The 23,868-nt window shown below is 42.6% G+C and carries 21 protein-coding genes; 15 read left to right on the top strand and 6 right to left on the bottom strand.

From position 1 onward, the window contains the following. Positions 1-31 precede the first annotated feature (31 nt). Entirely contained in the window at positions 32-664 is a 633-nt protein-coding gene (locus QQL60_RS07345; RefSeq protein WP_007146277.1) for an MBL fold metallo-hydrolase, read from the top strand. A gap of 15 nt (positions 665-679) precedes the next feature. Beyond that, positions 680-1,309 (top strand): carbonic anhydrase, encoded by a 630-nt coding sequence (locus QQL60_RS07340; RefSeq protein WP_007146276.1) that lies wholly within the window; start codon positions 680-682, stop codon positions 1,307-1,309. A 25-nt stretch (positions 1,310-1,334) separates the two neighbouring features. Here QQL60_RS07340 and QQL60_RS07335 read toward each other — a convergent pair whose 3' ends face one another. Continuing rightward, positions 1,335-1,874: an outer membrane protein assembly factor BamE gene (locus tag QQL60_RS07335; protein WP_284450607.1), complete on the bottom strand. Its 540-nt coding sequence runs from the start codon at positions 1,872-1,874 to the stop codon at positions 1,335-1,337. A 78-nt stretch (positions 1,875-1,952) separates the two neighbouring features. On the opposite strand from QQL60_RS07335, the gene fur reads away from it, so the two are divergent. Next, positions 1,953-2,369: a ferric iron uptake transcriptional regulator gene (gene fur / locus QQL60_RS07330; protein ID WP_007146274.1), complete on the top strand. Its 417-nt coding sequence runs from the start codon at positions 1,953-1,955 to the stop codon at positions 2,367-2,369. 13 nt (positions 2,370-2,382) lie between these two features. Here fur and recN read toward each other — a convergent pair whose 3' ends face one another. Both recN and QQL60_RS07320 read right to left on the bottom strand, forming a co-directional pair. After that, the gene (recN, locus tag QQL60_RS07325; protein WP_284722912.1) at positions 2,383-4,056 is read right to left on the bottom strand and encodes a DNA repair protein RecN; all 1,674 of its coding nucleotides are present in this window, start codon (positions 4,054-4,056) and stop codon (positions 2,383-2,385) included. Further along, a complete protein-coding gene (locus tag QQL60_RS07320; protein ID WP_007146272.1) occupies positions 4,050-4,925 on the bottom strand; it encodes an NAD(+) kinase in 876 nt (291 codons plus the stop codon). Before QQL60_RS07320 ends, recN begins: the two co-directional genes overlap by 7 nt. 169 nt (positions 4,926-5,094) lie before the next feature. Between QQL60_RS07320 and ndk the strand changes: the two genes are divergently transcribed. The 7 genes from ndk to pgi are packed head-to-tail and all read left to right on the top strand — an operon-like array spanning position 5,095 to position 12,349. Beyond that, positions 5,095-5,526 carry a nucleoside-diphosphate kinase gene (gene ndk / locus QQL60_RS07315; RefSeq protein WP_273181108.1) on the top strand — a complete coding sequence of 144 codons (432 nt, stop codon included), beginning with the start codon at positions 5,095-5,097 and terminating at the stop codon, positions 5,524-5,526. A 9-nt stretch (positions 5,527-5,535) separates the two neighbouring features. Continuing rightward, complete coding sequence (rlmN, locus tag QQL60_RS07310) at positions 5,536-6,636, top strand: dual-specificity RNA methyltransferase RlmN (protein ID WP_273181106.1); 1,101 nt, start codon at positions 5,536-5,538, stop codon at positions 6,634-6,636. Continuing rightward, the gene (pilW, locus tag QQL60_RS07305; RefSeq protein ID WP_284722911.1) at positions 6,633-7,400 is read left to right on the top strand and encodes a type IV pilus biogenesis/stability protein PilW; all 768 of its coding nucleotides are present in this window, start codon (positions 6,633-6,635) and stop codon (positions 7,398-7,400) included. The genes rlmN and pilW overlap by 4 nt, the downstream gene beginning before the upstream one ends. Continuing rightward, entirely contained in the window at positions 7,400-8,296 is an 897-nt protein-coding gene (locus QQL60_RS07300; protein ID WP_007146268.1) for a RodZ domain-containing protein, read from the top strand. The genes pilW and QQL60_RS07300 overlap by 1 nt, the downstream gene beginning before the upstream one ends. Beyond that, complete coding sequence (gene ispG / locus QQL60_RS07295) at positions 8,293-9,423, top strand: flavodoxin-dependent (E)-4-hydroxy-3-methylbut-2-enyl-diphosphate synthase (RefSeq protein WP_007146267.1); 1,131 nt, start codon at positions 8,293-8,295, stop codon at positions 9,421-9,423. Before QQL60_RS07300 ends, ispG begins: the two co-directional genes overlap by 4 nt. A gap of 2 nt (positions 9,424-9,425) precedes the next feature. Further along, positions 9,426-10,682, top strand: a complete 1,257-nt coding sequence (gene hisS / locus QQL60_RS07290; RefSeq protein ID WP_284722910.1) for a histidine--tRNA ligase — start codon at positions 9,426-9,428, stop codon at positions 10,680-10,682. 29 nt (positions 10,683-10,711) lie between these two features. Beyond that, positions 10,712-12,349, top strand: a complete 1,638-nt coding sequence (gene pgi, locus QQL60_RS07285) for a glucose-6-phosphate isomerase (protein ID WP_284722909.1) — start codon at positions 10,712-10,714, stop codon at positions 12,347-12,349. 59 nt (positions 12,350-12,408) lie between these two features. Here pgi and glgB read toward each other — a convergent pair whose 3' ends face one another. Next, positions 12,409-14,583, bottom strand: coding sequence for a 1,4-alpha-glucan branching protein GlgB (gene glgB / locus QQL60_RS07280; RefSeq protein ID WP_413661952.1), 2,175 nt, complete (start codon positions 14,581-14,583; stop codon positions 12,409-12,411). Between the two features lie 103 nt (positions 14,584-14,686). Here glgB and glgC point away from each other — a divergent pair, with 103 nt between their 5' ends. The 4 genes from glgC to QQL60_RS07260 are packed head-to-tail and all read left to right on the top strand — an operon-like array spanning position 14,687 to position 19,455. Continuing rightward, a complete protein-coding gene (gene glgC, locus QQL60_RS07275) occupies positions 14,687-15,955 on the top strand; it encodes a glucose-1-phosphate adenylyltransferase (RefSeq protein ID WP_007146263.1) in 1,269 nt (422 codons plus the stop codon). Then, entirely contained in the window at positions 15,945-17,627 is a 1,683-nt protein-coding gene (locus QQL60_RS07270) for a glycoside hydrolase family 57 protein (protein WP_284722908.1), read from the top strand. The genes glgC and QQL60_RS07270 overlap by 11 nt, the downstream gene beginning before the upstream one ends. A gap of 3 nt (positions 17,628-17,630) precedes the next feature. Beyond that, positions 17,631-19,079, top strand: coding sequence for a 4-alpha-glucanotransferase (malQ, locus tag QQL60_RS07265; protein WP_284722907.1), 1,449 nt, complete (start codon positions 17,631-17,633; stop codon positions 19,077-19,079). Further along, on the top strand, positions 19,066-19,455 hold the full coding sequence (locus QQL60_RS07260) for a glycine cleavage system protein H (protein WP_284450600.1): 390 nt from the start codon (positions 19,066-19,068) through the stop codon (positions 19,453-19,455). Before malQ ends, QQL60_RS07260 begins: the two co-directional genes overlap by 14 nt. On the opposite strand, the gene QQL60_RS07255 is transcribed toward QQL60_RS07260, so the two are convergent. After that, positions 19,431-20,552, bottom strand: a complete 1,122-nt coding sequence (locus tag QQL60_RS07255) for an anhydro-N-acetylmuramic acid kinase (protein ID WP_284722906.1) — start codon at positions 20,550-20,552, stop codon at positions 19,431-19,433. The genes QQL60_RS07260 and QQL60_RS07255 overlap by 25 nt on opposite strands. Positions 20,553-20,557: 5 nt before the next feature. Continuing rightward, positions 20,558-22,144: an OapA family protein gene (locus tag QQL60_RS07250; RefSeq protein ID WP_284722905.1), complete on the bottom strand. Its 1,587-nt coding sequence runs from the start codon at positions 22,142-22,144 to the stop codon at positions 20,558-20,560. A 132-nt stretch (positions 22,145-22,276) separates the two neighbouring features. Between QQL60_RS07250 and tyrS the strand changes: the two genes are divergently transcribed. Further along, positions 22,277-23,473 (top strand): tyrosine--tRNA ligase, encoded by a 1,197-nt coding sequence (gene tyrS, locus QQL60_RS07245; RefSeq protein WP_284722904.1) that lies wholly within the window; start codon positions 22,277-22,279, stop codon positions 23,471-23,473. Positions 23,474-23,868: the final 395 nt, after the last annotated feature.

The raw sequence follows: 23,868 nt of genomic DNA, 5'->3' as shown, positions 1-23,868 counted from the left end.
AACGTAAGGCGTCAACGGTGATGGATTTTAGATGTTAAAAATCGAATGTATCACCGTTGGCGCCTTTTTTGTGAATACCTATTTGATCATTGATGAAGCAACAAATGAAGCTGCGATCATTGATACCGGTGAGACAAATGAGCTTGCCGAGTATCTTGAGGAAAAGCGTGGGCAGTTTAAGCTAACAAAAATTTTACTCACTCATGGGCATCTCGACCACGCCGGTTCTTTAGTCCAAATTCAGAATCGTTTTGATGCTGAAACATATCTCCCCAGACTAGAAAAAATCCTGTTTGATACCTTACCGCAACAAGGTGACTGGTTTGGCGCCCCTCATATGAATCGTCCATGCGGTAGAATAGACCATTTAGTTGATGATGGTGATGTTATAAACTTAGGTGAAACACAGTTAAGATTTATATCTACTCCAGGGCATACACCAGGACAAGGTTGTTACTATACGAGCAGTGATATTTTTGTGGGTGATACCTTGTTTGCTGGGAGTGTTGGGAGAACAGATCTACCAATGGGCAATGCAGCATTGATGCAACAGAGCTTGAGAAAACTGCTTGCTTTACCAGATGACTTAGTTGTGCATTCAGGCCACGGACCAACCACCACCTTAGCTGATGAAAAACGCCACAACCCATTTTTACAATTTTGAGATAACAAAAATAAGATGCCTACTACGTATAAATTATTAGAGGGTTTTTCTCGATTCAAGAAAACGTATTTTGGTGATGATAAAGCGCTCTATGACAGCATGAAAACAGGGCAGCCAACTAAAATACTTATGATTGCATGTTGTGATTCACGTGTAGATCCGGCTATTTTGACTGACTGTGATCCCGGCGATATTTTTACAGTGAGAAACGTTGCAAACTTAGTACCACCATGTGAAACAGACAATAATCATCATGGTACCAGTTCGGCTTTGGAGTTTGCCGTTAATGCGCTGAAAGTCGAAAGCATTGTGGTGATGGGGCATGGGAATTGTGGCGGGATCCGCGCTTTGTGGCAAAGTGAAGGTGTGGAAGATTCAAAATTTATTCACCGTTGGGTATCGATTGCACAAAATGCGAAAGATTGGGTAAAAGTGAATCATAAACAAGAACATGAGAGTGTTCAGCTAAAATTGTGTGAACAGCGAGCTGTACTTGTTTCTTTGCAAAACCTGATGACATTTGAGTGCATCAAAGAACGGGTTGAAGCAGGTACGCTCAGATTACACGGGTGGTATTTCGATCTCGATAAAGGTGAGCTAATGTGCTACAACCCCACGACTGATGAGTTTGAAAAACCAGTATAAACAAAGGCGCCAAAGGCGCCTTTTTTTATTGAATATCTGTATCGGGAACCTGTTGTTGATCAATTTCTGGCTTCGCAGGATTTGTACCTTCGATAACTTCTACATCTTCATCATCGTCGCCCAGACCTACCAAGCTTTTCATTTTAGAGAAAAGTCCTGATTTTTTCTCAGTGAGAGGAACAATAACATTTTTATCCTGACGTTCTACTTGAGGTAAATCGGCTTTCGCCACAGTCCGAGTATCACCATCAATACGTATCAGCTTATCTGCCTCATCAAAGTGAAGTGTAATTCTGCGCTGCTCACGATCTTCACCGCCAGGTTGGTAGCTGTAGAGGTAGTCCCAACGATTAGGATGAAAAGTGTCAATTAGTAGTGGTGTTCCCATGACATAAGCAACTTGATTTTTGGTCATACCAGGTTCAAGTTGATTGAGCATTTCTTGAGTAACATCATTACCTTGCTGAATGTCGATGCGGTAAACACCGGGGATTTTATCAGTGCTACAAGCTGACAACGATAAAAGAACTGCCAAGGAAAGGCTGTAAACAACGGAGCTTTTCATTTAGTATTAATTTCTGTAGTTAATTACCAATCTGCGATGATACTCTATTCGCAGCATTTCTACGAGGCAACAATAATAATGGAAAGACAAGATTTACGAAAAGCTGGATTAAAAGTGACGCTGCCAAGACTAAAAGTTTTGGAGATTCTGGAAACCTCTGAATTACGTCACATGAGTGCGGAAGATGTCTATAAGGCATTACTGGATATGGGAGAAGAAATTGGTTTAGCAACGGTTTATCGTGTGCTGACACAATTTGAAGGTGCAGGCTTAGTTTCAAGACTGAGCATTGAAGGCGGACATGCTGTATTTGAATTACAAGATGGCAGTCATCATGACCATCTTTTATGCGTTCGCTGTAATCGCATTGAAGAATTTGTTGATGAAGTGATTGAGCAACGTCAACGTGCTATTGCTAAAGAAAAAGGGTTTGAGATGACTGACCATAGCTTGTATATCTATGGCATTTGTCGTCTGTGTCAAAAAGAACAATAGCTTTGGGTTATTTTTATTGTTGAGCCTGATCCAACATTTCTTCTGCGTGAGAGCGTGTTTTTTGGGTCAGGTTCACGCCACCTAACATTCTGGCAATTTCTTCAATTCGTTGTTGTCTGTCGAGCTTATCAACAACAATGTGCGTGCTGTCATCTAAATGTTTCTTGTTCACTTGTAGCTGATGATGCGCTTGCGCAGCGACTTGAGGTAAATGAGTAATACAGATGACTTGCTGCGTAGTTGCCAGTTTTCTTAGGTGTTGCCCAACGACTTCCGCAACGCTTCCACCTATGCCTACATCAACTTCATCAAAAATTAAGGTTGGAACAGTGCGTTTTCCTGCTGTGACAACTTGAATTGCCAGACTAATCCGTGCCAGCTCACCACCGGAAGCTACTTTTGCTAGCTCACCTGATGGTTGTCCTGGGTTCGTTCTAACTAGGATACGAACGCTGTCCATACCATGTTCTGAGAATTTTTCATCACTATTAGCAACGACTTCGATGTCTATTTCGCCTGAAGGAATGGCCAGCTGTTTGATTGATGCTGAAATCTGTTTAGCTAGTGGTTTGGCCGTTTTGACTCTTTTTTCGTGTATTTCACGGCTTAATGCAAGGCAATTTGCCTCTTTGTTTGATAAGGCTTTCTGCAGTTCGGCAAGGTGGACTTCACTATTCGAAAGCCTTTCCAGCTCTGTACTTAATTCTTCATATAGTGCGGGGAGTTGTTCAACCTCGACATGATGCTTACGCGCAATATCGTGAAGTTGTGACAATTCATCTTCGATCGCGTTCAAACGAGCCGGATCAAGATCGATATGATCCAGATAATGCCGCAAGTCATTTGCTGTTTCATCGAGGTTAATAATGGCGGCGTTAAGCGTTTCAACGGCGCTGGCAAAGCGTGGTTCAAGATCTTGTAGTTTCTCGAGCTCACTTAATGTGTGATTGATAATATCGTAGGCCGCTGCTTGTTCTTCATCAAAAATGCGATGTAAACCGGCTTCGGCCACACTAATGAGCTGGGAGGCATTGGCAAGTTGACTCTGTTGCTGAAGAAGGTCTTGAATATGCGTTTCTGTTAACTGAAAGCTTTCCAGCTCTGATACCTGATACTGCAGTAATTCTTGTTTTGCCTTCTGCTCTTCAGCCTGGCTTTGCAGTAGCTCAAGTTCTTGCTGAGAGGCTGACCAGTCGCGATAGGCTGTTTTTAAGTTATTCAGTAAGGCTTTATTGTCTGCGACAATGTCTAAAATTTCTCGTTGTGTTTGTGGCCGAATTAGTGATTGATGTGCATGTTGACCATGAATATCAATACTGCGTTCACTGACTTCTTTCAACAAGGCTAGCGGGACCGCACGACCGTTAATATACCCCTTAGAGCGGCCGTCACGGCTTATCGTACGGCGTAAATGACATTGTTCATCTTCGTCTAACTCATTTTCTTGTAACCATTTAGCCAAGGTCGTGTTGTTGTCTAAATTAAAATCAGCTTCAATTTCAGCACGTTCGGCACCATGGCGAATCATGTTTGAATCTGCGCGGTCACCAAGTACCAGACTAAGTGCATCAACCAGCATTGATTTACCCGCACCAGTCTCACCGGTTAGCGATGTCATACCAGGTTCAAATGTCAGAGCGAGATCTTCTACAACGGCTAAATTCCTAACAGTCAGACTGATTAGCATGTTAACTTTCTTCCCCATTCCAGTTTGGCGCGGAGAATAGAATAATGGTCGTGATCTTCAAGATGCAATAGTCTGATTCGACTTTCGTGTTTTTCTATGCGAACAGTCTGGCCTGGTTGTAAAACCAGCCCAGGACGTCCGTCACACGTCACCATGGCTGTAGTGATGTTGTTTTCACTTAATGTAATTTCAATCACATTATTGGCAGAAATGACTAAAGGACGGTTACTTAATGTGTGGGGACAGACTGAAGCTAAAACGACAACATCCAGATCAACATCAAGAATAGGCCCACCTGCTGACATGGCGTAGGCTGTTGAGCCTGTTGGGGTAGAGACAACAATCCCATCGGCACGCTGACTATTCAGAAAACGGCCGTTGATATGAGTTTCAAACTCAATCATATGTAAATTCTGATGAGAATGAATGACGACATCATTCATGGCAATGCTGGGTGTTTTTGTCGAATTTTTTATGGTTGCGTTGAGTAAAAAACGTCTATCATCACGGTAGTGGCCACAAAGAATAGCATCAAGTTGGTGTGCTAAATTCGTTAATGTGACATCAGCCAGAAAACCGAGTCTACCCACATTGATACCTACCACTGGCATATTTGTGCCAGCCAGTGCCCGTGATGCAGAAAGCAGGGTACCATCACCACCAATCGCAATTGTCAGGTCACAATGGGTTTTGAATTCTTTAATTGAAATAACATCCAGTGACGGTAAAAATGACAGTGGCTCATTACACACCACGGTTAAATCCCGTGTTGCCAGAAATTCGTTTACCTGCTCAACCGCATTTTCCATAACAGGGTCGTCTTTACGAATAAAAAGTCCGATGCGCTTAAATGCAGATTGGGTAGTCAAAATGGCTTCCTATGGTTACTAAATAGTCATCTGATAGTAATGCTTTTGCCATAAAATCCAAAGTAAAAACAGATTTAACGTGATTTGTTTCACAACATTGATATTAGATGGCTGAGAAATGCTAGAATATCAGGATTTTCTTGACTCAAATTAAATATAGAGGAATAACATGGCGATTGAACGCACTCTTTCTATCATCAAACCTGATGCTGTTGCAAAAAATGTCATTGGTGAAATTTACACGCGCTTTGAAAAAGCAGGCTTAAAAATTGTGGCTGCAAAAATGATGCACCTGTCACAAGAAAAAGCGGAAGGCTTTTACGCGGAACACAAAGAACGTCCTTTCTTTAAAGACCTTGTCAGCTTTATGACTTCTGGACCCGTTATCGTTCAAGTACTGGAAGGTGAAAATGCGGTTTTAACTCACCGTGATCTGATGGGTGCAACAAACCCAGCTGAAGCCGCTGCAGGTACAATTCGTGCTGATTTCGCTCAAAGCATTGATGAAAATGCGGTACATGGTTCTGACTCAGTTGAAAGTGCTGCACGTGAAGTGTCTTACTTCTTCGCTGATGATGAAGTTTGCGCCCGTACACGCTAAGAGTAATTTATGACTGAACGCACGAATCTTCTGGGATTAGACCTGCATGGTCTGGAAGCGTTTTTCGTCGAATTAGACGAAAAACCTTTCCGTGCTCGTCAGCTTTTACAGTGGATCCATAAATATCGGATCACTGACTTTGCTGAGATGAGTAATCTGAGCAAAGCACTAAGAGAAAAATTGCAGGCGGTTGCTGAAATTAAATTGCCTGAAGTGATGCACGAACATATCTCTCAGGATGGCACACGTAAATGGATTATTAAACTCTCCTGTGGCAATGCTATCGAGACGGTTTTTATTCCCGAAAGTGGGAGAGGAACCTTATGTGTATCTTCTCAAGTCGGCTGTGCGTTGACCTGTACATTTTGCTCAACAGCCCAACAAGGTTTTAATCGCAATCTGGATGCTGCAGAAATTATTGCGCAGTTATGGATTGCCAATGAAGCTTTAGGTAAAGATCCCAAAGGTAACCGAGTTGTCACCAATGTGGTGATGATGGGAATGGGGGAGCCGTTGGCTAACTATAGTAATGTTGTCACCGCTATGAACTTGATGCGTGATGATTTTGGTTATGGTATTTCATGGCGGCGATTGACATTGAGTACCTCTGGAATAGTACCGATGATTGATAAACTTCGCGAAGATTGTCATGTGAGTCTGGCCATTTCATTACACGCGGCTAATGATGAGTTAAGAAATCAAATTGTTCCGATTAACCAGAAGTACCCGATTGCAGAGTTATTGGCGGCTTGCAAGCGTTATGTTGTCGGTCAGCAGCGACGTCATATTACCGTCGAATATGTGATGTTGGATGGTATTAATGATTCCATCCAGGATGCAAAAGACTTGGTTCGACTTTTAAAAGGTTTACCAAACAAAATTAATTTGATCCCTTTTAATCCGTTTCCTGGAACACATTACAAATGTTCTTCGCGTAATCAGATTGTCAGGTTTCAGCAATATTTGATCGATCAAGGTCTCGTTGCTACGGTTAGAAAAACTCGAGGTGATGATATTGTCGCTGCCTGTGGTCAGCTTGCTGGCGAAGTACAGGATAAGTCACGTCGAAGTGAACGTATGCGAGCTCAGGAGGTTGTGTTTCATCGATGAGTAATCGCGTCAGTTTTGCTTTAATTTTGATAGCGTTTTTTGTTCTCACTGCGTGTAATAGTACCGGTGGTACGAGAAGCGAATATGTTGCAAAGGATGCAAAAGCTGCTGACATTAACATGCGTCTTGGCTTGAATTACATGCAGCGTGGTGATTACAAAATTGCCTTGGAAAAATTAGAAAAAGCGTTAAAGCAAAATCCTAATTTATCCAGTGCGCATAACACGATTGCACTTCTCTATCAGTACTTAGGTGAGAACGATAAAGCAGAAGAACATTTCGAAAGGGCTGTTCAACTAGAACCCGATTATTCAGAAGCACAAAATAACTACGGTGTTTTTTTATGTCAGCAGTCTAGATATGATGAAGCTGAGAAACGCTTTCTTAAGGCATTAGAAAATCCACTGTACTCCAGTGCTGCTCTGGCTTATGAAAATGCCGGGCTTTGTACGGAAAAAGCAGGGGCTACAGATCGAGCGGAAGGTTATTTCCGTAAAGCATTACAGATGGCGCCAAGATTACCTAAGTCCTTATTAAAAATGGCTTCTATCAGTTATCAACAACAAAATTATTTACAGGCCAGAGGCTATATTCAACGCTTTCAGCAAGCGGCTAGTTGGACGTCACAAGCCCTTTTGTTGGGGATCAAAATTGAAACTAAATTAGCTGATAAAAACGCTGTATCCAGCTATAAACTTATTTTGCGTTCTCGTTTTCCTGATTCGGATGAGATGCGTATTGTTAACCAAGGGCTTGTTGAGTGATGAGTGATTTGAATGACGATTTTGTAGTGACTTCGAATACCCCGAGTCTTGGAGCACGTCTTCAGCAGGCACGTGAAAATAAAAAATTATCCGTAGCAGAAGTGGCAACACAGCTCCGTTTAACCAGAGATATTATTATTTATCTCGAAAATCAGCAGTGGGATAAACTGCATGGACGGACATATGCTCGTGGCTATTTTGCCAGCTATGTGAAATTTTTGGGTTTACCTCAGGAAGAAATGCTAGCTGTCTTTAATGACGAGTATTTACTGGTTGATGATGAGCCAAGACTGGTTAAGACTCTCGGCGCTGTAGAACAAAAACCATTCCCCTGGTTGATGATTATTTTTCTACTTGTCGGCACCTTTATTATTTGGTCAGCTTACCAACAGTGGCAAACCAATCAAACGTCAACCTCTAGCGAAGCGGATGAGGTTGGTTCAGTAGTTCCGGATAAAACTGAACTTGATAAACCGGCTGATCAAGAGACTGTTACTAGTCATGAACCGGTAGCGGATTCGCCTGACTTAATGCCAGAAGATGACACTGCTGGTGCAGTCGAACCCGATAACAGTGCGGTTGATTCAGCTGAGGATACGGATATTGCTGATGTGGCCAATACGGCGTCAGAATCAGCATCAGAACCTCAACAAAATATCCTCAAAATGTCTTTTAGTGGCGACTGCTGGGTTGAAGTAACTGATACGGCGATGAATGTCTTATTAAGCCAAGTCATGAAAGCCAAACAATCTGTTGAGTTAAAAAGTGAACTGCCAGTAAAAATTTTATTAGGTAAAGCAGATTTTGCTGATGTTACTTACAACAGTAAACCTGTTGATCTGGCGCCATACACACAGGGCAATGTCGCAAAACTGACGTTAGGAGCTCAGTCATGATGGAAAATACGACAGTCAATATTCAGCGGAGAAAATCCAGACAGATAATGGTCGGTAATGTTGCTGTTGGTGGTGATGCACCTGTTGCAGTTCAAAGTATGACAAATACTGAGACGACTGATGTCGCCGCCACTGTAGCTCAAATTAAGGCATTACAAAATGTAGGCGCTGATATTGTGCGTGTTTCTGTGCCTACCATGGATGCTGCAGAAGCCTTCGGTAAAATTAAACAACAAGTCTCTATTCCGCTGGTAGCTGATATCCATTTTGATTACAAAATTGCGCTACGTGTTGCGGAACTTGGTGTCGATTGTCTGCGAATTAACCCGGGTAATATCGGACGGGAAGAACGTGTCCGTGCTGTTGTCGATAGTGCACGTGATCACGGCATTCCTATTCGTATTGGTGTGAATGCGGGGTCTTTAGAAAAAGAATTACAGAAAAAATATGGTGAGCCTACTCCAGATGCTTTAGTTGAATCGGCGTTGAGACATATTGATATTCTGGATAGGTTGAACTATCCCGATTTTAAAGTCAGTCTAAAAGCATCTGATGTGTTTATGACAGTGCATGCATACAGAAAACTTGCTCAGCAGATTGAACAACCACTGCATTTAGGGATCACGGAAGCCGGTGGTTTGCGTTCTGGTTCAGTCAAGTCAGCGATAGGCCTGGGAATGCTACTATCTGAAGGCATTGGCGATACCATTCGTGTTTCACTTGCTGCAGATCCTGTAGAAGAAATCAAAGTCGGCTTTGATATTTTAAAAAGCTTGCGAATTCGTAGTAAAGGTATCAACTTAATTGCCTGTCCTTCATGCTCTCGTCAGCAATTCGATGTCATTTCTACAGTTAATGCTCTTGAAGCCAGACTTGAAGATATTACAGAGCCGATGGATGTGGCTGTTATTGGCTGTGTTGTAAATGGTCCAGGTGAAGCGAAAGAAGCGGCCATTGGTTTGACAGGCGGTACACCCAATTTGCTCTATGTCGATGGAAAGCCAAACCATAAAGTAGAAAATGAGGCTTTGGTGGACGAGCTGGAGCAGCAAATACGCAAGCGTATTGAAATACAAAAACAACAACAAAGTAATATTAAAACAATACCGATAAAGGATATTAGTTAGACGTGGCAGAGATTATCCGCTCTATCAGGGGGATGAACGATATTCTCCCTGAAGCAACCCCATACTGGCAAGTGATAGAAACTATCTTAAAAGATGTTCTTGCTGGTTATGGATATCAAGAAATTCGTTTCCCAATTGTTGAAAAAACAGAGCTTTTTAAACGTTCCATCGGTGAAGTCACTGATATCGTCGAAAAAGAAATGTATACCTTTGAGGATCGCAATGGCGACAGTTTGACGCTACGTCCGGAAGGTACGGCTGGCTGTGTTCGTGCAGCCATGCAAAACGGTTTACTCAACCAAACACAGCGTCTCTGGTATATGGGGCCCATGTTCCGTCATGAACGTCCGCAAAAAGGCCGTTATCGCCAGTTCCATCAAATAGGTGTTGAAGCCTATGGTTTTAATGGCCCTGATATCGATGCTGAGATGATTATGCTGACGGCGAGGCTATGGAAAGCATTAGGCTTGAAAGGTGTAACGTTACAGATAAACTCGTTAGGCAGCACAGAAGCTCGCTTAGCCTACCGTGAAGTATTAATTGCCTACTTTGAACAACATCAGTCAGAACTTGATGAGGATAGTCAGCGCCGTTTACATTCGAATCCTCTGCGGATTCTGGATAGTAAAAATCCAGAGATGCAAGCGCTCAATGACGCTGCACCCAAATTAATCGATTATCTGGATGAAGAATCTAAGCAACATTTTGAACAGTTATGTCAGATACTCGACAGTGTCGATATTGCCTATGAAATTAATCCAAGACTGGTCAGAGGTTTGGATTATTACGGTAAAACTGTATTCGAATGGGTTACGGATCAGCTTGGCTCACAAGGTACAGTCTGTGCAGGCGGTCGTTATGATGGCTTAGTAGCTCAGCTGGGAGGCAAAGAGGCTACAGCAATTGGCTTTGCTATTGGTTTAGAGCGCCTTGTGGCTCTGCTTGAAGCAACTGACGCTCTACCTGAAATAAAGCAAACTGATGCGTATTTAGTCGCCGTGGGTGAACAAGCCATGGCACAGGCCGCGTTATTAACCGAACGCTTACGCGATGAGCTTCCTGGTATAAGGTTGATAAGCCATTGCGGTGGTGGTAGTTTTAAAAGCCAATTCAAACGCGCTGATCGAAGTGGAGCTCGTTGGACACTTATTCTGGGGGATGAAGAAGTGTCTAACCAAACAATCGGTATTAAAACCATGGCGACAGGGGAGCAGCAGACCATAAAATGGGCTGAACTGCCTTCATTCCTCAGTCAATAATTATAACTAATACAAGAAATCTAAGAACTATGACACCTTTGAATATACCTGAATGGCAGTCTTTGGTCAGACACTATTCTGACCTGAAATTCGTATCCATGCGTGAGCAGTTTGCGCTTGACTCAAACCGGTTTGAACGATTTTCTATCAAAAGTGGTGATTTGTTACTGGACTACTCCAAAAACCGTATTACTCAAGAAACAGTAGATAAGTTAATCCAGTTAGCTGAAGCCGTTGAAATTCAGGACTGGATTGAGCGTATGTTCAAAGGTGAAGCCATTAACCATACGGAAGGTCGGGCTGTATTACACACCGCGCTTCGAAATCGAAGTAATACACCGGTGATGGTGGACGGCAAAGATGTCATACCAATGGTCAACGCTGTGCTTGATAAAATGCGTAATTTTTGTGAGCAGGTACATAGTGGCACGTGGTTAGGGTTCTCAGGTAAAAAGATTACAGACATTGTTAATATCGGCATCGGCGGCTCCGATTTAGGGCCTGCCATGATTTGTGATGCACTTGAGCCTTATGGTATTGATGGGATGGGTGTGCATTTTGTGTCTAATGTTGATGGCACAGATTTAAGCACAACCTTAGAAAAATTAAACCCTGAAACGACCTTATTTGTTGTTGCCTCAAAAACCTTCACCACTCAGGAAACGATTACAAATGCTCACTCAGCACGTAATTGGTTTTTGAAACAAGGTAAACAAGAAGATGTAGCAAAACATTTTGTTGCTGTCTCAACCAATGCTGATGAAGTCGCTAAATTTGGTATTGATACTGCCAATATGTTTGAAATCTGGGACTGGGTCGGTGGCCGCTATTCCTTGTGGAGTGCCATTGGTCTGCCGATAGCTCTCTATACCGGTATGGATAATTTTGAGCGTTTGCTTGATGGTGGTCATCAGATGGATAACCATTTCCGTCAGCAACCATTGAAAGAAAATATCCCAGTGATCATGGGTATGTTGGGTATTTGGTATGTGAATTTCTTTAATTCACAAACCCAGGCGATTGTACCTTATGATCACTCACTCGCTCGTTTCCCTAGCCATATGCAACAGCTGGACATGGAAAGTAACGGTAAATTTATTAACCGTTCTGGCGCACGTATCAACTATAAAACCGGTCCTGTTATTTGGGGTACACCGGGTACTAATGGCCAACATGCCTATTTTCAGTTGATTCATCAAGGTACACAGTTAATCCCAGTCGATTTTGTCTTGCCGGTGAATAGTCATTATCCAGAATGTGATCATCAGTCTATTCTATTAGCAAATGGCCTGGCGCAAGCCGAAGCGCTAATGAAAGGTAAAACAGCTGAAGAAGTGCGTGCTGAGCTGGTTAAAGAAGGTTATGAAGGCAAAGAGCTTGAAGCGCTGCTACCTCATAAAGTTTTCCCTGGAAACCGACCAAGTAACGTCTTGTTATTTCCTAAACTTACCCCAGAAATGTTGGGGCAATTAGTGGCATTGTATGAACATAAAGTGTTTGTACAAGGTGTGGTCTGGAATATTAATTCTTTTGACCAATGGGGTGTTGAACTTGGTAAACAGTTAGCTAAAGCGATTGTTCCTGAACTGAAAGATGATGCAGAGATTTCAGCTCACGACAGCTCAACAACACATCTGATTAAACTCATTCGCGAGTTAAGACAGTAAGTAAATCTCAATAGCTTATTCCCCCTGATAGAGCAGGAGGAATAAGCCTATCTTTTCGTTCAATGTTTCTTTTGCAAAATCAGCCCGGATAATGGCGGTAGATTGAGTTGTATTGAATATGGTCTGTCTGACCACGCTGTTTGTTCAGCACTGATAACAGGCAGATTATGGTAATTGCTACCCGCGTAATACTCAGAGTCTGAATTGATAATGATTTCGTAATCCCCCAGTTCAGGCACGCCGAGACGGTAGTTATCTCGTGGAACGGGTGTAAAGTTGAATACAGCAATAATAAATTCTTCATTATTTTTGCGTAAATAACTCAGAATGGAATGTTCCCTGTCATTACAATCAATCCATTCAAAGCCTTGTGATTCAAATTCGTGTTTATACAATGCTGGCAGACTTTTATAAGTATTGTTGAGATCCGCCACCAGTTTTTTCAGTCCCTGATGTACTGGATAATCAAGTACATACCAATCCAAATCTTTTTCACAGTTCCATTCGCTGCCCTGACCAAATTCACATCCCATAAACAGCAGTTTTTTGCCTGGATAGCTGAACATGAAGGTATAGAGCATGCGTAAGTTAGCAAAGCGTTGCCATTCATCACCAGGCATTTTGTAGATCATCGGACGTTTGCCATGCACAACTTCATCATGAGAGAAAGGTAAAACAAAGTTTTCTGTGAATGCGTAGAGCAGGCCAAAGGTCAGATCATCGTGATGATAGCGACGATGAATGGGATCTTGTTGCATATATTCTAAAATATCGTGCATCCAGCCCATATTCCATTTCATAGAAAAACCGAGACCACCGATATCTGTTGGCCGAGAAATCATTGGGTAGGAGGTAGACTCTTCAGCCGTGATAATACAACCAGGGTGCTCACTGTGTAATACGCTGTTAACGTGTTTGAAAAACTCGATAACTTCGAGGTTTTCACGGCCACCATATTGGTTTGGAAGCCACTCTCCTTCTTTTCTTGAATAATCCAGATACAACATAGAGGCTACTGCATCGACACGAAGCCCATCGATATGGAATTCTTCCAACCAGTAAAAAGCACTCGATAATAAGAAGTTAAATACTTCTTTTCTGCCATAGTTAAAGATAAGTGTGCCCCAATCCTGGTGTTCGCCGCGTCGGGGATCTGCATGTTCATACAATGCTGTCCCATCAAATTTAGCAAGTCCATGCGAGTCTTTAGGAAAGTGGCCCGGAACCCAGTCTAAGATCACGCCAATATCGTGTTGGTGACATTGATCGACAAAATAGCGGAAGTCATCGGGGCTGCCGAAGCGACTGGTTGGCGCAAAGTAGCCGGTAGTTTGATAACCCCATGAGATATCCAAAGGATGTTCGGTAATCGGTAACAATTCAATATGAGTAAACCCCATCTCGTTGACATACGGCACAAGCTCGTCGGCTAACTCACGATAGTTGTAAAAACCTCCATCCTGATGGCGTTTCCATGAACCGAGATGGACTTCGTAGATGGAATGGGGGGTGTGGAGCCAGTTACTTCGTTCTCGGGTTGTAAGCCATTCCTCATCACTCCATTGGTGTTTGCTTGGGTGGGTAATGATGGAGGCGGTGCCGGGTCTTAATTCACATTGTTGTCCATAAGGATCCATTTTCAGGTGCAGTGAGCCACCTTGGCGACTCCTAATTTCAAACTTATAGAGTTCACCCGGCATGAGTTCAGGAATAAAAATTTCCCATACACCGGTTGCTCCTCTTACTCTCATAGGATGGCGTCGACCATCCCATTGGTTGAAATTACCGACAACACTTACACGTTCCGCACCTGGGGCCCATGTGGCGAATAAGGTGCCTTTAATCCCTTCAACTTCGTAGTAGTGCGCACCCAGAATTTTATAGGCATGCCAATGCTTACCTTCAGAAAAAAGGTGAAGGTCATAGTCTGATATTTGCGGCATGATACTGTAGGGATCATGGTAAGCCACTTGCTCACCGTTATGGCAGTGACGATGTATTTTATAAGGCCAAGTAATTTTTTCCTGAGGACCTTTCCAAACAAAAAAATCACTACCTTCAACGCGTTGCATTGGGAGTTTGCCGTCAATAGTAGCGGTTTCTGTATCTGGTAAAAAAGCGCGGATTTCAGCTTGACCGGCATTCTGATGAAGGCCCAGCACGCTAAATGGGTCATGATGACGAGCTTCTATAATTTTAATGATGTCTTCATTCAAATTGTTGTCAAAAATCATCGTCATACTGTCCTGTAAATTTTAATTGCTGTTCAATGCTTGCTTATGGCAGGCTAACAATATTACAGCACAAATAATAGGTTTTTTGCCGGAGAATTCATCTATGAGTGAAAACAATAGTACCCGTTTTGTCAGTCGTCTTACCCGTGATACCTTGGCTTTAATTTTAGCCGGCGGTCGTGGTTCTCGGCTTAAACAACTGACGGATTGGCGTGCTAAACCCGCCGTACCATTTGGTGGTAAGTTCAGAATTATTGATTTTCCTCTGTCTAATTGTGTTAACTCAGGTATTCGGCGTGTGGGAATTCTCACTCAGTACAAGGCTCACTCTTTAATCAGGCATGTTCAGCAGGGGTGGGGCTTTATGCGAGGCGCACTGGGTGAATTTGTCGAATTACTACCAGCATCACAGCGTAATGAGAGAGGCTGGTATGCCGGCACGGCTGATGCGGTCTATCAAAATATCGATATCCTGAGAAACCATGGTCCGGAATATGTTCTGATACTGGCCGGTGATCATATTTATAAAATGGATTATGGTGATATGCTGGCTGAGCATGTTGCTCAAAACGCGGATATGACAATTGGCTGCATTGAAGTACCGATTGAAGAAGCCAAGTCACTGGGAGTGATGTCGGTAGATGCAAACAGACGCATCGTGGCGTTTAATGAAAAACCTGATGAACCAACCCCTATTTTGGGCCGCGAAGATGTGGCGCTGGCTTCGATGGGCATTTATGTTTTTAATGCCGCATTTTTATATGAACAGTTAATCAAGGATGCCGATACCCGCACTTCGACTCATGATTTCGGGCACGATATTATCCCCAATCTGATTAAAAACTATAAAGTCGTTGCTTTTCCTTATAAAGATGTGCAGGGCAATGACCCGGGCTATTGGCGTGATGTAGGGACTATTGATGCTTTTTGGTCTGCCAACCTGGAACTGATTGGTGTGACACCTGAGTTGAACCTGTATGACGATGATTGGCCTATCTGGACACATCAGGCGCAACAGCCACCGGCTAAATTTGTGTTTGATGACGATGACCGAAGAGGGATGGCTGTCGATTCAATGGTATCTGGAGGTTGTATCATTTCTGGCTCGACTGTGCGCCACTCTGTTTTATTTTCGAATGTTGAGGTACACAGTTACTCATTGGTTGAAGACAGCGTCGTTTTACCAGATGTGACAATTGGTCGTCACTCAGTACTTAAACGTGTGGTTATTGATAAAGGCTGCGTTATTCCAGAAGGTACGGTGATTGGTGAAGATCCGGAACAAGATGCAAAACGTTATTACGTCTCTCCAAACGGCGTGGTTTTAGTCACACCTGAAATGTTAGGACAAAATTATCGTTATGTCAGATAAAATAAAAGTGGTACTTTGCTGGCATATGCACCAGCCTCAATACAGTGAGCCTATGGGTGGACTGTATCAGTTGCCATGGACATATCTTCATGCCATTAAGGATTACGTCGATATGGCGTGGCACTTGGAGAGTGTGGCTGGTGCTAAAGCTGTCGTCAATTTTGCGCCGACATTATTGGAGCAACTTGCTGACTATGATGAGCAGTTGCAAGGGCGATTTAAAGGTACTGGTAGGTTAAAAGATCCACTACTGATTGCCCTGGACTCTCCTGTGCAGCCAGTTCACGCCGAAGAGCGTAAAACATTAATTAATGCCTGTTTACGCGCAAATGATGAAAAATTAATCCAGCCATTTCCGCATTTCGCCAAACTTGTCAAAATGGCGCGTTGGCTTCTCAACGACTCTGAGCGCCTCAATTATGTGAATGATCAGTTTATGATCGATATGCTGGTCTGGTATCACTTAGTCTGGATGGCTGAGTCAGTCAGACGCAGCGATGTCCGCATTCAGGCTTTAATGAAAAAAGGCAGACATTACACATTTCATGACAGACGTCAGTTGATGATTGTTATTGGTGAGCTGTTAAAAGATTTGATACCGCGTTATCGCCGCCTTGCTGAAACAGGACGTGTTGAGTTATCAGTGACGCCATATGCACATCCCATCATCCCGTTATTACTTGATATCAATTCAGCTCATGAGGCGATGCCTGATGCTGAACTACCGCTTGAAACCCATTACCCGGGAGGAGAGCAGCGTGCCCACTGGCATATGGAAGAGGGGATAAAAGTCTTTAAATCCTTTTTTGGTTTTACACCTAAAGGCTGTTGGCCTTCAGAAGGTGCTGTTTCAGAAGCGGCATTAAAACTGATTGCTAAACATGGCTTCACATGGGCTGCCACAGGTGAAAATGTGCTCAGAAATAGTTTAAAACTTTCTGGCATGACTGACGCAAGCATTCATAAACCATATAAATTACCTGGCACGTCACCGGTCTGCTATTACAGAGACGACGGTCTCTCGGATATGATTGGTTTTACCTATACAAAATGGGGGGCTGATGATGCTGTCAATGATTTCGTCCATCATATCCTCAATATTAAAGCCAATACCGAGGGGGATGATGACCGGGTCATTTCTGTGATTTTGGATGGAGAAAATGCCTGGGAATATTACTCATACAATGGCTATTATTTTCTACAGAGTTTGTATCGAACCTTGTCTGAGCATCCTGATATCGAACTTACCACATTCACTGAATGTCTTGAGAATGGGGTTCAAGCTGCCGAGTTGCCTAAAATGGTCGGTGGGAGCTGGGTTTATGGTTCTTACTCCACCTGGATAGGCGATAAAGACAAGAACCGAGCCTGGGACTTATTGAGTGATGCGAAAAAAACCTTTGATAAGGTGATGGCAAGCAAAGAGTTTGAGCCAGAAATGCAACTGGCACTTGAAAGGCAACTAGCCATTTGTGAAGGCTCAGACTGGTTCTGGTGGTTTGGCGACTATAACTCAGCTGATAGTGTGAGTGATTTTGAGCGTTTGTATCGTCTGCATTTGTCTAACCTGTATCAAATGTTAGGTGAGGTTGTCCCGCAAAAATTATCTGAAGTAGTTTCTCATGGTGGCGCTGGTGTGGAACAGTCGGGAACAATGAGGCGTGGAAGTTAACTAGTGAATCAAGCAAAAGTATTCAATAAGCGGCGAAGCGGTATCCTTTTACATATAACGAGTTTACCTTCGGGTAATCTCGGAGCAGATGCCTTTAAATTCATTGATTTTCTCTGTGCTTCTGGCGGCACTGTCTGGCAGATGTTACCACTTGGCCCAACGCACGAAGATGGCTCACCATATCAGTGTTTGTCTGCTCATGCGGGTAATAACCGGTTTATTTGCCGTGAGACATTAAAATCGCAAAGCTGGGCGGAACCGACAAAACTAAATGACGCCAAAATGTCGCGCTTAATGGCTACGGCATATCGTCAGTTTCTGAAAAATGCTTCTGAGGAAGATAATCAGCAGTTTATTTCGTTTTGTAGTGAACAGCAGTATTGGCTTGATGATTATGTGCTGTTTCGTGAAATTCGTCATCTCAATCAGGCTCGCGCCTGGTTTGACTGGCCACAGGAACTCCGTGAACGGCATCCTGACGCGTTAAATAAAGTAAGACAGGAACGCGATGAAGCATTGATGATTCGTCGCTTCGAGCAATATGTGTTTTTCACTCAGTGGCAGCAACTACGAGAATATGCGAATAAGAAAGGTGTCAAGTTATTTGGCGATATGCCTATCTTTGTAGCCCATGATAGTGCTGATGTTTGGGCAGAGCCATTATTATTTACCTTGGATGAGCAAGGGGCTTCTACCCGGGTTGCAGGGGTTCCCCCTGATTATTTTTCTGAAACAGGCCAGCGCTGGGGTAATCCATTGTATGAATGGCAACATCACATTCAACAGAATTTTGATTGGTGGAAACGGCGCTTAAAAACACAGCTCGCACTTTTTGACTTAATCAGAATTGATCATTTCCGAGGGTTTGAGGCTTGTTGGGAAATTCCTGCAACATGTGAAACGGCAGTAGATGGTGAATGGAAGCCTGCACCCGGTGAGCAGTTATTTGATGAATTATTAGACTATTTTGGTGAGCTACCTTTAGTCGCGGAAGATTTAGGCATTATTACCGAAGAAGTAACTAAGCTTCGGGAAAAATATGGAATGCCGGGCATGAAAATTCTTCAATTTGCCTTTGGTGGTGATGCTTCAAATCCCTATCTGCCACACCAGCAATGTGAAGACAGTGTGACTTATACTGGCACACATGATAACAATACCACTCTGGGCTGGTATCAGCAGCTTGATGAGCACACTAAAGCTCATATTCAGGCCTACTTCGGGGAAACAACAGAGTCTATGCCATGGCTACTGATTCGCTCTGCCTTACGTTCGGTATCAGAGTTAGCGATCTTACCATTGCAAGATATCCTGTCCCTAGATGGTAAACATAGAATGAATGTACCAGGAACAATGATGGGTAACTGGCTTTGGCAGTTTAATTGGGATATGTTTAGTCCCGAAATTTCACAAAGGTTAAAATCGTTGAACAGTTTGTATGGTCGATGTTAATCAACGCTTTTTCTCATCACAGCATATATGGTTGACTCCACTCGATGGCGGAAATGAACTAAGACTGGGGATTAGTGAGTTTTTGCAGGATCAACTTGGCGATATTACTCATGTACATTTACCGGTAATTGGGCAAAATTACTATATAGGCGATAGCTTATTTGTTATTGAATCAATGAAGTCAGCGACAGAGTTTTATTCTCTGCTGACTGGCGTAGTAACTGCAGTCAATCTGCCATTAACAGATACACCACAATTAATTAACCAAGATCCATTTGATACTGGCTGGTTATGCCAGATGAATGTGAGTGATATAACTCATTTGCCTGAAACACTAATGTCTCTGACAGCTTATGAAGCGATGTTAGATGGGTAGATTGCGCCAAGAAGACTTAACTTTTCTGCACCAGTGACGGCAGGCAAGTTACCTGAAGCATGAGACAGCGTTCGCATGGCTAACCAAGCAAAGGCACATGCTTCAACCCAGTCGGGTGCAAGGCCTAGACTGGATGTCGTATCGACTCTGACACCTGATAGGTTCTTGCGTAAGGCATCCATCAAAACTTGATTATGTGAGCCACCGCCACAGACAAAGACGGCATCCGTATTATCAGCATAATTAATGATGGCATCACTTATTGAACGAGCTGTCATTTCCAATAAGGTCTTTTGAATATCTTTCGCTGGAATAGGTTTATCAATATTAGCCAGAATATTGCTCAGCCATTTTAAATTGAAGTATTCTCGACCTGTACTTTTGGGTATGGACTGTTGAAAAAAACTATCTGCCATGAGCGTTTCCAACAGTTGTTCATCAATGATACCGTCTCGAGCCCAGTCACCATTAGCATCATATAATGCCAAGTGGTGTTGCTGATACCATTCATCCATGAGTACGTTTCCAGGGCCTGTATCAAAGCCAGAAACGGCTTTATTTTTATCTTTTGGCAAAATGGTGATATTACCAATACCCCCGATGTTTGCAATGACTCTGTTTTCATTATCAGAGTGAAAAAGGGCTTGGTGAAATGCTGGAACTAATGGTGCTCCCTGGCCACCAAGAACCATGTCCCTTTGACGGAAGTCTGCGACAGTCGTTATCCCTGTTTTCTCAGCAATAACATTTGCATTGCCTATTTGCATACTAAACGGATATTGAGCTTCTGGTGCATGGAAAATAGTCTGTCCATGACAGCCTATCGCTGCAATACAATTTGCAGCTATTTGTGTTTCATTCAGAAGCTGATTGATTGCCTGGCTATAGGCATGACCTAAGGCAATATCAATTTGCCCTAATTGTTGTAAGTGAGTTCTGGCTGAACTAATTAGCTGATGCAGATCTCTTCTTAACTGATTACTGAATGGGTAAGTCTCAGCAGCAATCAAACGTATCTGCTGATCATTGAAGTCAGTGATAGATACATCAATACCATCAAGACTGGTGCCAGACATCACACCAATATATAGACTCATATATTTTAGTTTTGGTTAAGTGCCAATGTAGGGACTTTTAATGAATCCAGTTGCACAAGCAGTGGTTGAGACTTTTGTTTGAAATCTGCCATGTATTTTGCGTTCAGCGGTTCAGCTTTTGGCAGCGCCACGGTTAATGGATTATGGTGAACACCATTGATACGGAATTCATAATGTAAATGTGGACCTGTAGCCAGACCACTCATACCGACATAACCAATGACTTGTCCTTGTTTAACACGTTGGCCTCGTTTTAAACCTGATTTGAATTTTGACATGTGGCCGTATAGTGTTGTGTATTTACCGCCGTGAGATAAGATAATTACACGACCATAACCACCTTTATTTCCAATAAAGTCGACCTTGCCATCCCCTGTTGCCAAGATAGGGGTGCCTGTCGGTGCAGCATAATCAACACCACGATGCGGTCTGTTTGTTTTTAATACTGGATGTTTTCTATTAGGATTAAAGACAGAACTGATACGGCTAAAGTGCACGGGTGTTCTGGTGAAGGTTTTTCTCATACTTTCACCCTGAGGAGTAAAGTAATGTGTATTACCTTCGCTGTCTGTGTAACGAACAGCTCGAAATGTTTTGCCTCGGTTTGTAAATTCAGCGGCTAAGATATCGCCGTCATCAAATTTTTTCCCATCAAGATAATCTTCTTCGAAAATCACTTTGAAACTATCTCCCTGACGCAAGTCAAGAGCAAAGTCGATATCCCAACCAAAAATATGGGCTAATTCCATCACGAGTTTATCTGATAGACCCGCCTGTAAACCTGAACCGAATAATGACGATTCAATTTCACCAAATACTTGTTTTTGGCGTTTATCGGTTTCTTTTGTAAGTATTTCAGCCTTATAGCCATCTTGAGTGGCCACTAATTCTAATTTTTTGATAGGACTAAAAATCAGATCAAGTTGCTTAAGTTGGGTTTGTCCTTCTTCATCTTTAGTTAGGCCGAAGTGTAATTCCTGACCTGGTTTAAGATTGAGTAATGGTTTAATAGATTTTCCAGTTTGTGCAACGTTATAGACATCGCGTGCTGATAAACCCACTTTAGGAAAAATGAGTGATAGATTGTCACCAGACTTAACGGTCACTTGCTTCCATTCTGCTATGGAAGGATCAACCGCTTCTTCAGTCGAGGCTGCCATATTAACTCTTTCATCTGTAGTAGCTGATACAGACTGTTCTTCCTGTTGAGATTCTTCTAAATTAATGCGTTCAAGCTGTGCAGATTCTGCAACACCAAGATCGCTAGAGTCAGGAATATCAACTAATTCAGTTTGTGGATTATTGACAGTTGGTTGTTCAGGTGTTGCCAGACTTAATTGAACAGACTGTTTTGATGAATCATCAGAGTTTGCCGTATGTTCAGCACCAATCTGGCCTGGAAGGTTAATTGTTTGCGATTTAGTATCAGTGCTGACTGGGGTGCTGGTCGCCAGAACCATGCTGGTGACAAATACACCGATCACGCTTGCAATTGATAAGGCTATGTAATGATGACGTTTGCCATAGAACTTTTTTTCACTTGAGAACAGTTTTGACTTTGCTGGGGAGTTCAAAAGTCTATTACGTTTCATATGCAAACTCTTGGTAAAATTATAAATTCTCCCAATTCTCTCAATAAATGATCAGAATTGGAACCCCTTATTTTATGTCTGTTGTGATAATATTGCCGACCACTTAAAACACAAGAACTTGGAGTGCTGTAAATGATCCCTGTAGATGAGGCGATGCTTGAGATTCGTCGTGGTGCGGAAGAAATTTTAGTTGAAAGCGAGCTTATTGAAAAACTCTCCACAGGAAAACCGTTAAGAATAAAAGCAGGTTTCGATCCCACTGCACCTGATTTGCATCTCGGACACACCGTTCTTCTCAATAAAATGCGTCAATTTCAACAGATGGGGCATACCGTCATCTTTTTGATTGGTGACTTTACCGGGCTTATTGGCGACCCAACGGGGAAAAGTGCCACTCGTCCGCCACTCACAGCCGAAGAAATTGAAGAAAACGCTAAAACTTATAAAGAACAAGTCTTTAAAATTTTAGAGCCGAGTAAAACTGAAATACGTTTTAATTCCGAATGGTTTAAAGAAAAAGGTGCTGACTTCATGATTAAGTTAGCAGGAAAGTTAAGTGTGGCTCGGATGTTAGAACGTGACGATTTCAAAAAACGCTTTAAAGCAAATCAATCAATTTCAATTCACGAATTTCTTTACCCTTTGGTACAGGGCTATGACTCTGTTGCGTTAAAAGCTGATATTGAACTTGGCGGAACCGATCAGAAATTTAACCTATTAATGGGGCGTGAATTACAGAAGGCCGAAGGACAAGATTCACAAGTCGTTATCATGACACCATTATTAGAAGGTTTGGATGGCATCAAGAAAATGTCTAAGTCTCTAGGAAACTATGTGGGCATTACCGAAGCGCCAGGTACCATGTTTCAAAAGATAGTCTCTATCCCTGACTCACTGATGTGGCGCTGGTATGAGCTACTGTCATTTAAATCAATAAAAGAAATCGAAAACCTGAAGGCTAGCGTAGACAACGGAGCTAACCCTCGTGATGTGAAGATTGAGCTGGCAAGAGAAATAGTCGCTCGTTTTCATGGTGAAGAAGCCGCATCCACTGCTCATAAGGGGGCTGGCAATGTTATCACTGACGGTGAAGTGCCTGAGGGGACACCTGAAATCGAAATTTCATTGGACGGACAAACTGAGCTAGCCATCGGTGCTGTTATAAATAAAGCCAACCTGGTTGCCAATTCAGCCCAGGCGAAAGATATGCTTAATAATGGGCGTGTGAAAGTGGAGTGGGATATAGTTGAGCCTAGTTTACAGCTCGGCGCAGGCAAATATCTAATACAAGCCGGTAAGAAAAAAATTGCTTGGGTCATTCTAAAGTAAGTTTGGAATGAGCCGAACTCCAGTATCGAGTTCGCTCAGAAAGTCAGTTTTGATTTGTTTAGTACAATCAAATACGGCGATAACAAGATTTTCTGACCGGAACAAGCAGCATTCAAGCAGCTAGAAAATGAATGTTTTCACAGCTATTTGAATTTAAGAAAATAAAAAAACATATAGATTCAAACAGCTAGGTAATAAAATATCTAAAAGGGAAAATCTTCCTGTTGACGCTGCGTCAATACGCTGTAGAATGCGCCCCTCTTGTTGATGAGGGAGCCCGAAAAGGCTGATTGAATTGGCATTTGACTTAAGGTTTACAGTTTCAAAAAATGTAAAAAATTAAGTTGACAGTCTGGCAGAGAGCTGTATAATTCTCGCTTCTTTGTTGCAGGAAA

This window comes from Methylophaga thalassica, from assembly GCF_030159795.1.
Taxonomy (GTDB): domain Bacteria; phylum Pseudomonadota; class Gammaproteobacteria; order Nitrosococcales; family Methylophagaceae; genus Methylophaga; species Methylophaga thalassica.
The sequence above is the reverse complement of the archived record's forward strand: the minus strand, read 5'-3'. Positions and strand labels throughout refer to the sequence as shown.

What these genes read in the sequence shown, in the direction of transcription:
- QQL60_RS07345 (WP_007146277.1), top strand. Translation starts at nt 32, where the DNA reads ATGTTAAAAATCGAATGTATCACCGTTGGCGCCTTTTTTGTGAATACC.
- QQL60_RS07340 (WP_007146276.1), top strand. Translation starts at nt 680, where the DNA reads ATGCCTACTACGTATAAATTATTAGAGGGTTTTTCTCGATTCAAGAAA.
- QQL60_RS07335 (WP_284450607.1), bottom strand. Translation starts at nt 1,874, where the DNA reads ATGAAAAGCTCCGTTGTTTACAGCCTTTCCTTGGCAGTTCTTTTATCG.
- fur (WP_007146274.1), top strand. Translation starts at nt 1,953, where the DNA reads ATGGAAAGACAAGATTTACGAAAAGCTGGATTAAAAGTGACGCTGCCA.
- recN (WP_284722912.1), bottom strand. Translation starts at nt 4,056, where the DNA reads ATGCTAATCAGTCTGACTGTTAGGAATTTAGCCGTTGTAGAAGATCTC.
- ndk (WP_273181108.1), top strand. Translation starts at nt 5,095, where the DNA reads ATGGCGATTGAACGCACTCTTTCTATCATCAAACCTGATGCTGTTGCA.
- rlmN (WP_273181106.1), top strand. Translation starts at nt 5,536, where the DNA reads ATGACTGAACGCACGAATCTTCTGGGATTAGACCTGCATGGTCTGGAA.
- pilW (WP_284722911.1), top strand. Translation starts at nt 6,633, where the DNA reads ATGAGTAATCGCGTCAGTTTTGCTTTAATTTTGATAGCGTTTTTTGTT.
- QQL60_RS07300 (WP_007146268.1), top strand. Translation starts at nt 7,400, where the DNA reads ATGAGTGATTTGAATGACGATTTTGTAGTGACTTCGAATACCCCGAGT.
- ispG (WP_007146267.1), top strand. Translation starts at nt 8,293, where the DNA reads ATGATGGAAAATACGACAGTCAATATTCAGCGGAGAAAATCCAGACAG.
- pgi (WP_284722909.1), top strand. Translation starts at nt 10,712, where the DNA reads ATGACACCTTTGAATATACCTGAATGGCAGTCTTTGGTCAGACACTAT.
- glgB (WP_413661952.1), bottom strand. Translation starts at nt 14,583, where the DNA reads ATGATTTTTGACAACAATTTGAATGAAGACATCATTAAAATTATAGAA.
- glgC (WP_007146263.1), top strand. Translation starts at nt 14,687, where the DNA reads ATGAGTGAAAACAATAGTACCCGTTTTGTCAGTCGTCTTACCCGTGAT.
- QQL60_RS07270 (WP_284722908.1), top strand. Translation starts at nt 15,945, where the DNA reads ATGTCAGATAAAATAAAAGTGGTACTTTGCTGGCATATGCACCAGCCT.
- QQL60_RS07260 (WP_284450600.1), top strand. Translation starts at nt 19,066, where the DNA reads ATGGTCGATGTTAATCAACGCTTTTTCTCATCACAGCATATATGGTTG.
- QQL60_RS07255 (WP_284722906.1), bottom strand. Translation starts at nt 20,552, where the DNA reads ATGAGTCTATATATTGGTGTGATGTCTGGCACCAGTCTTGATGGTATT.
- QQL60_RS07250 (WP_284722905.1), bottom strand. Translation starts at nt 22,144, where the DNA reads ATGAAACGTAATAGACTTTTGAACTCCCCAGCAAAGTCAAAACTGTTC.
- tyrS (WP_284722904.1), top strand. Translation starts at nt 22,277, where the DNA reads ATGATCCCTGTAGATGAGGCGATGCTTGAGATTCGTCGTGGTGCGGAA.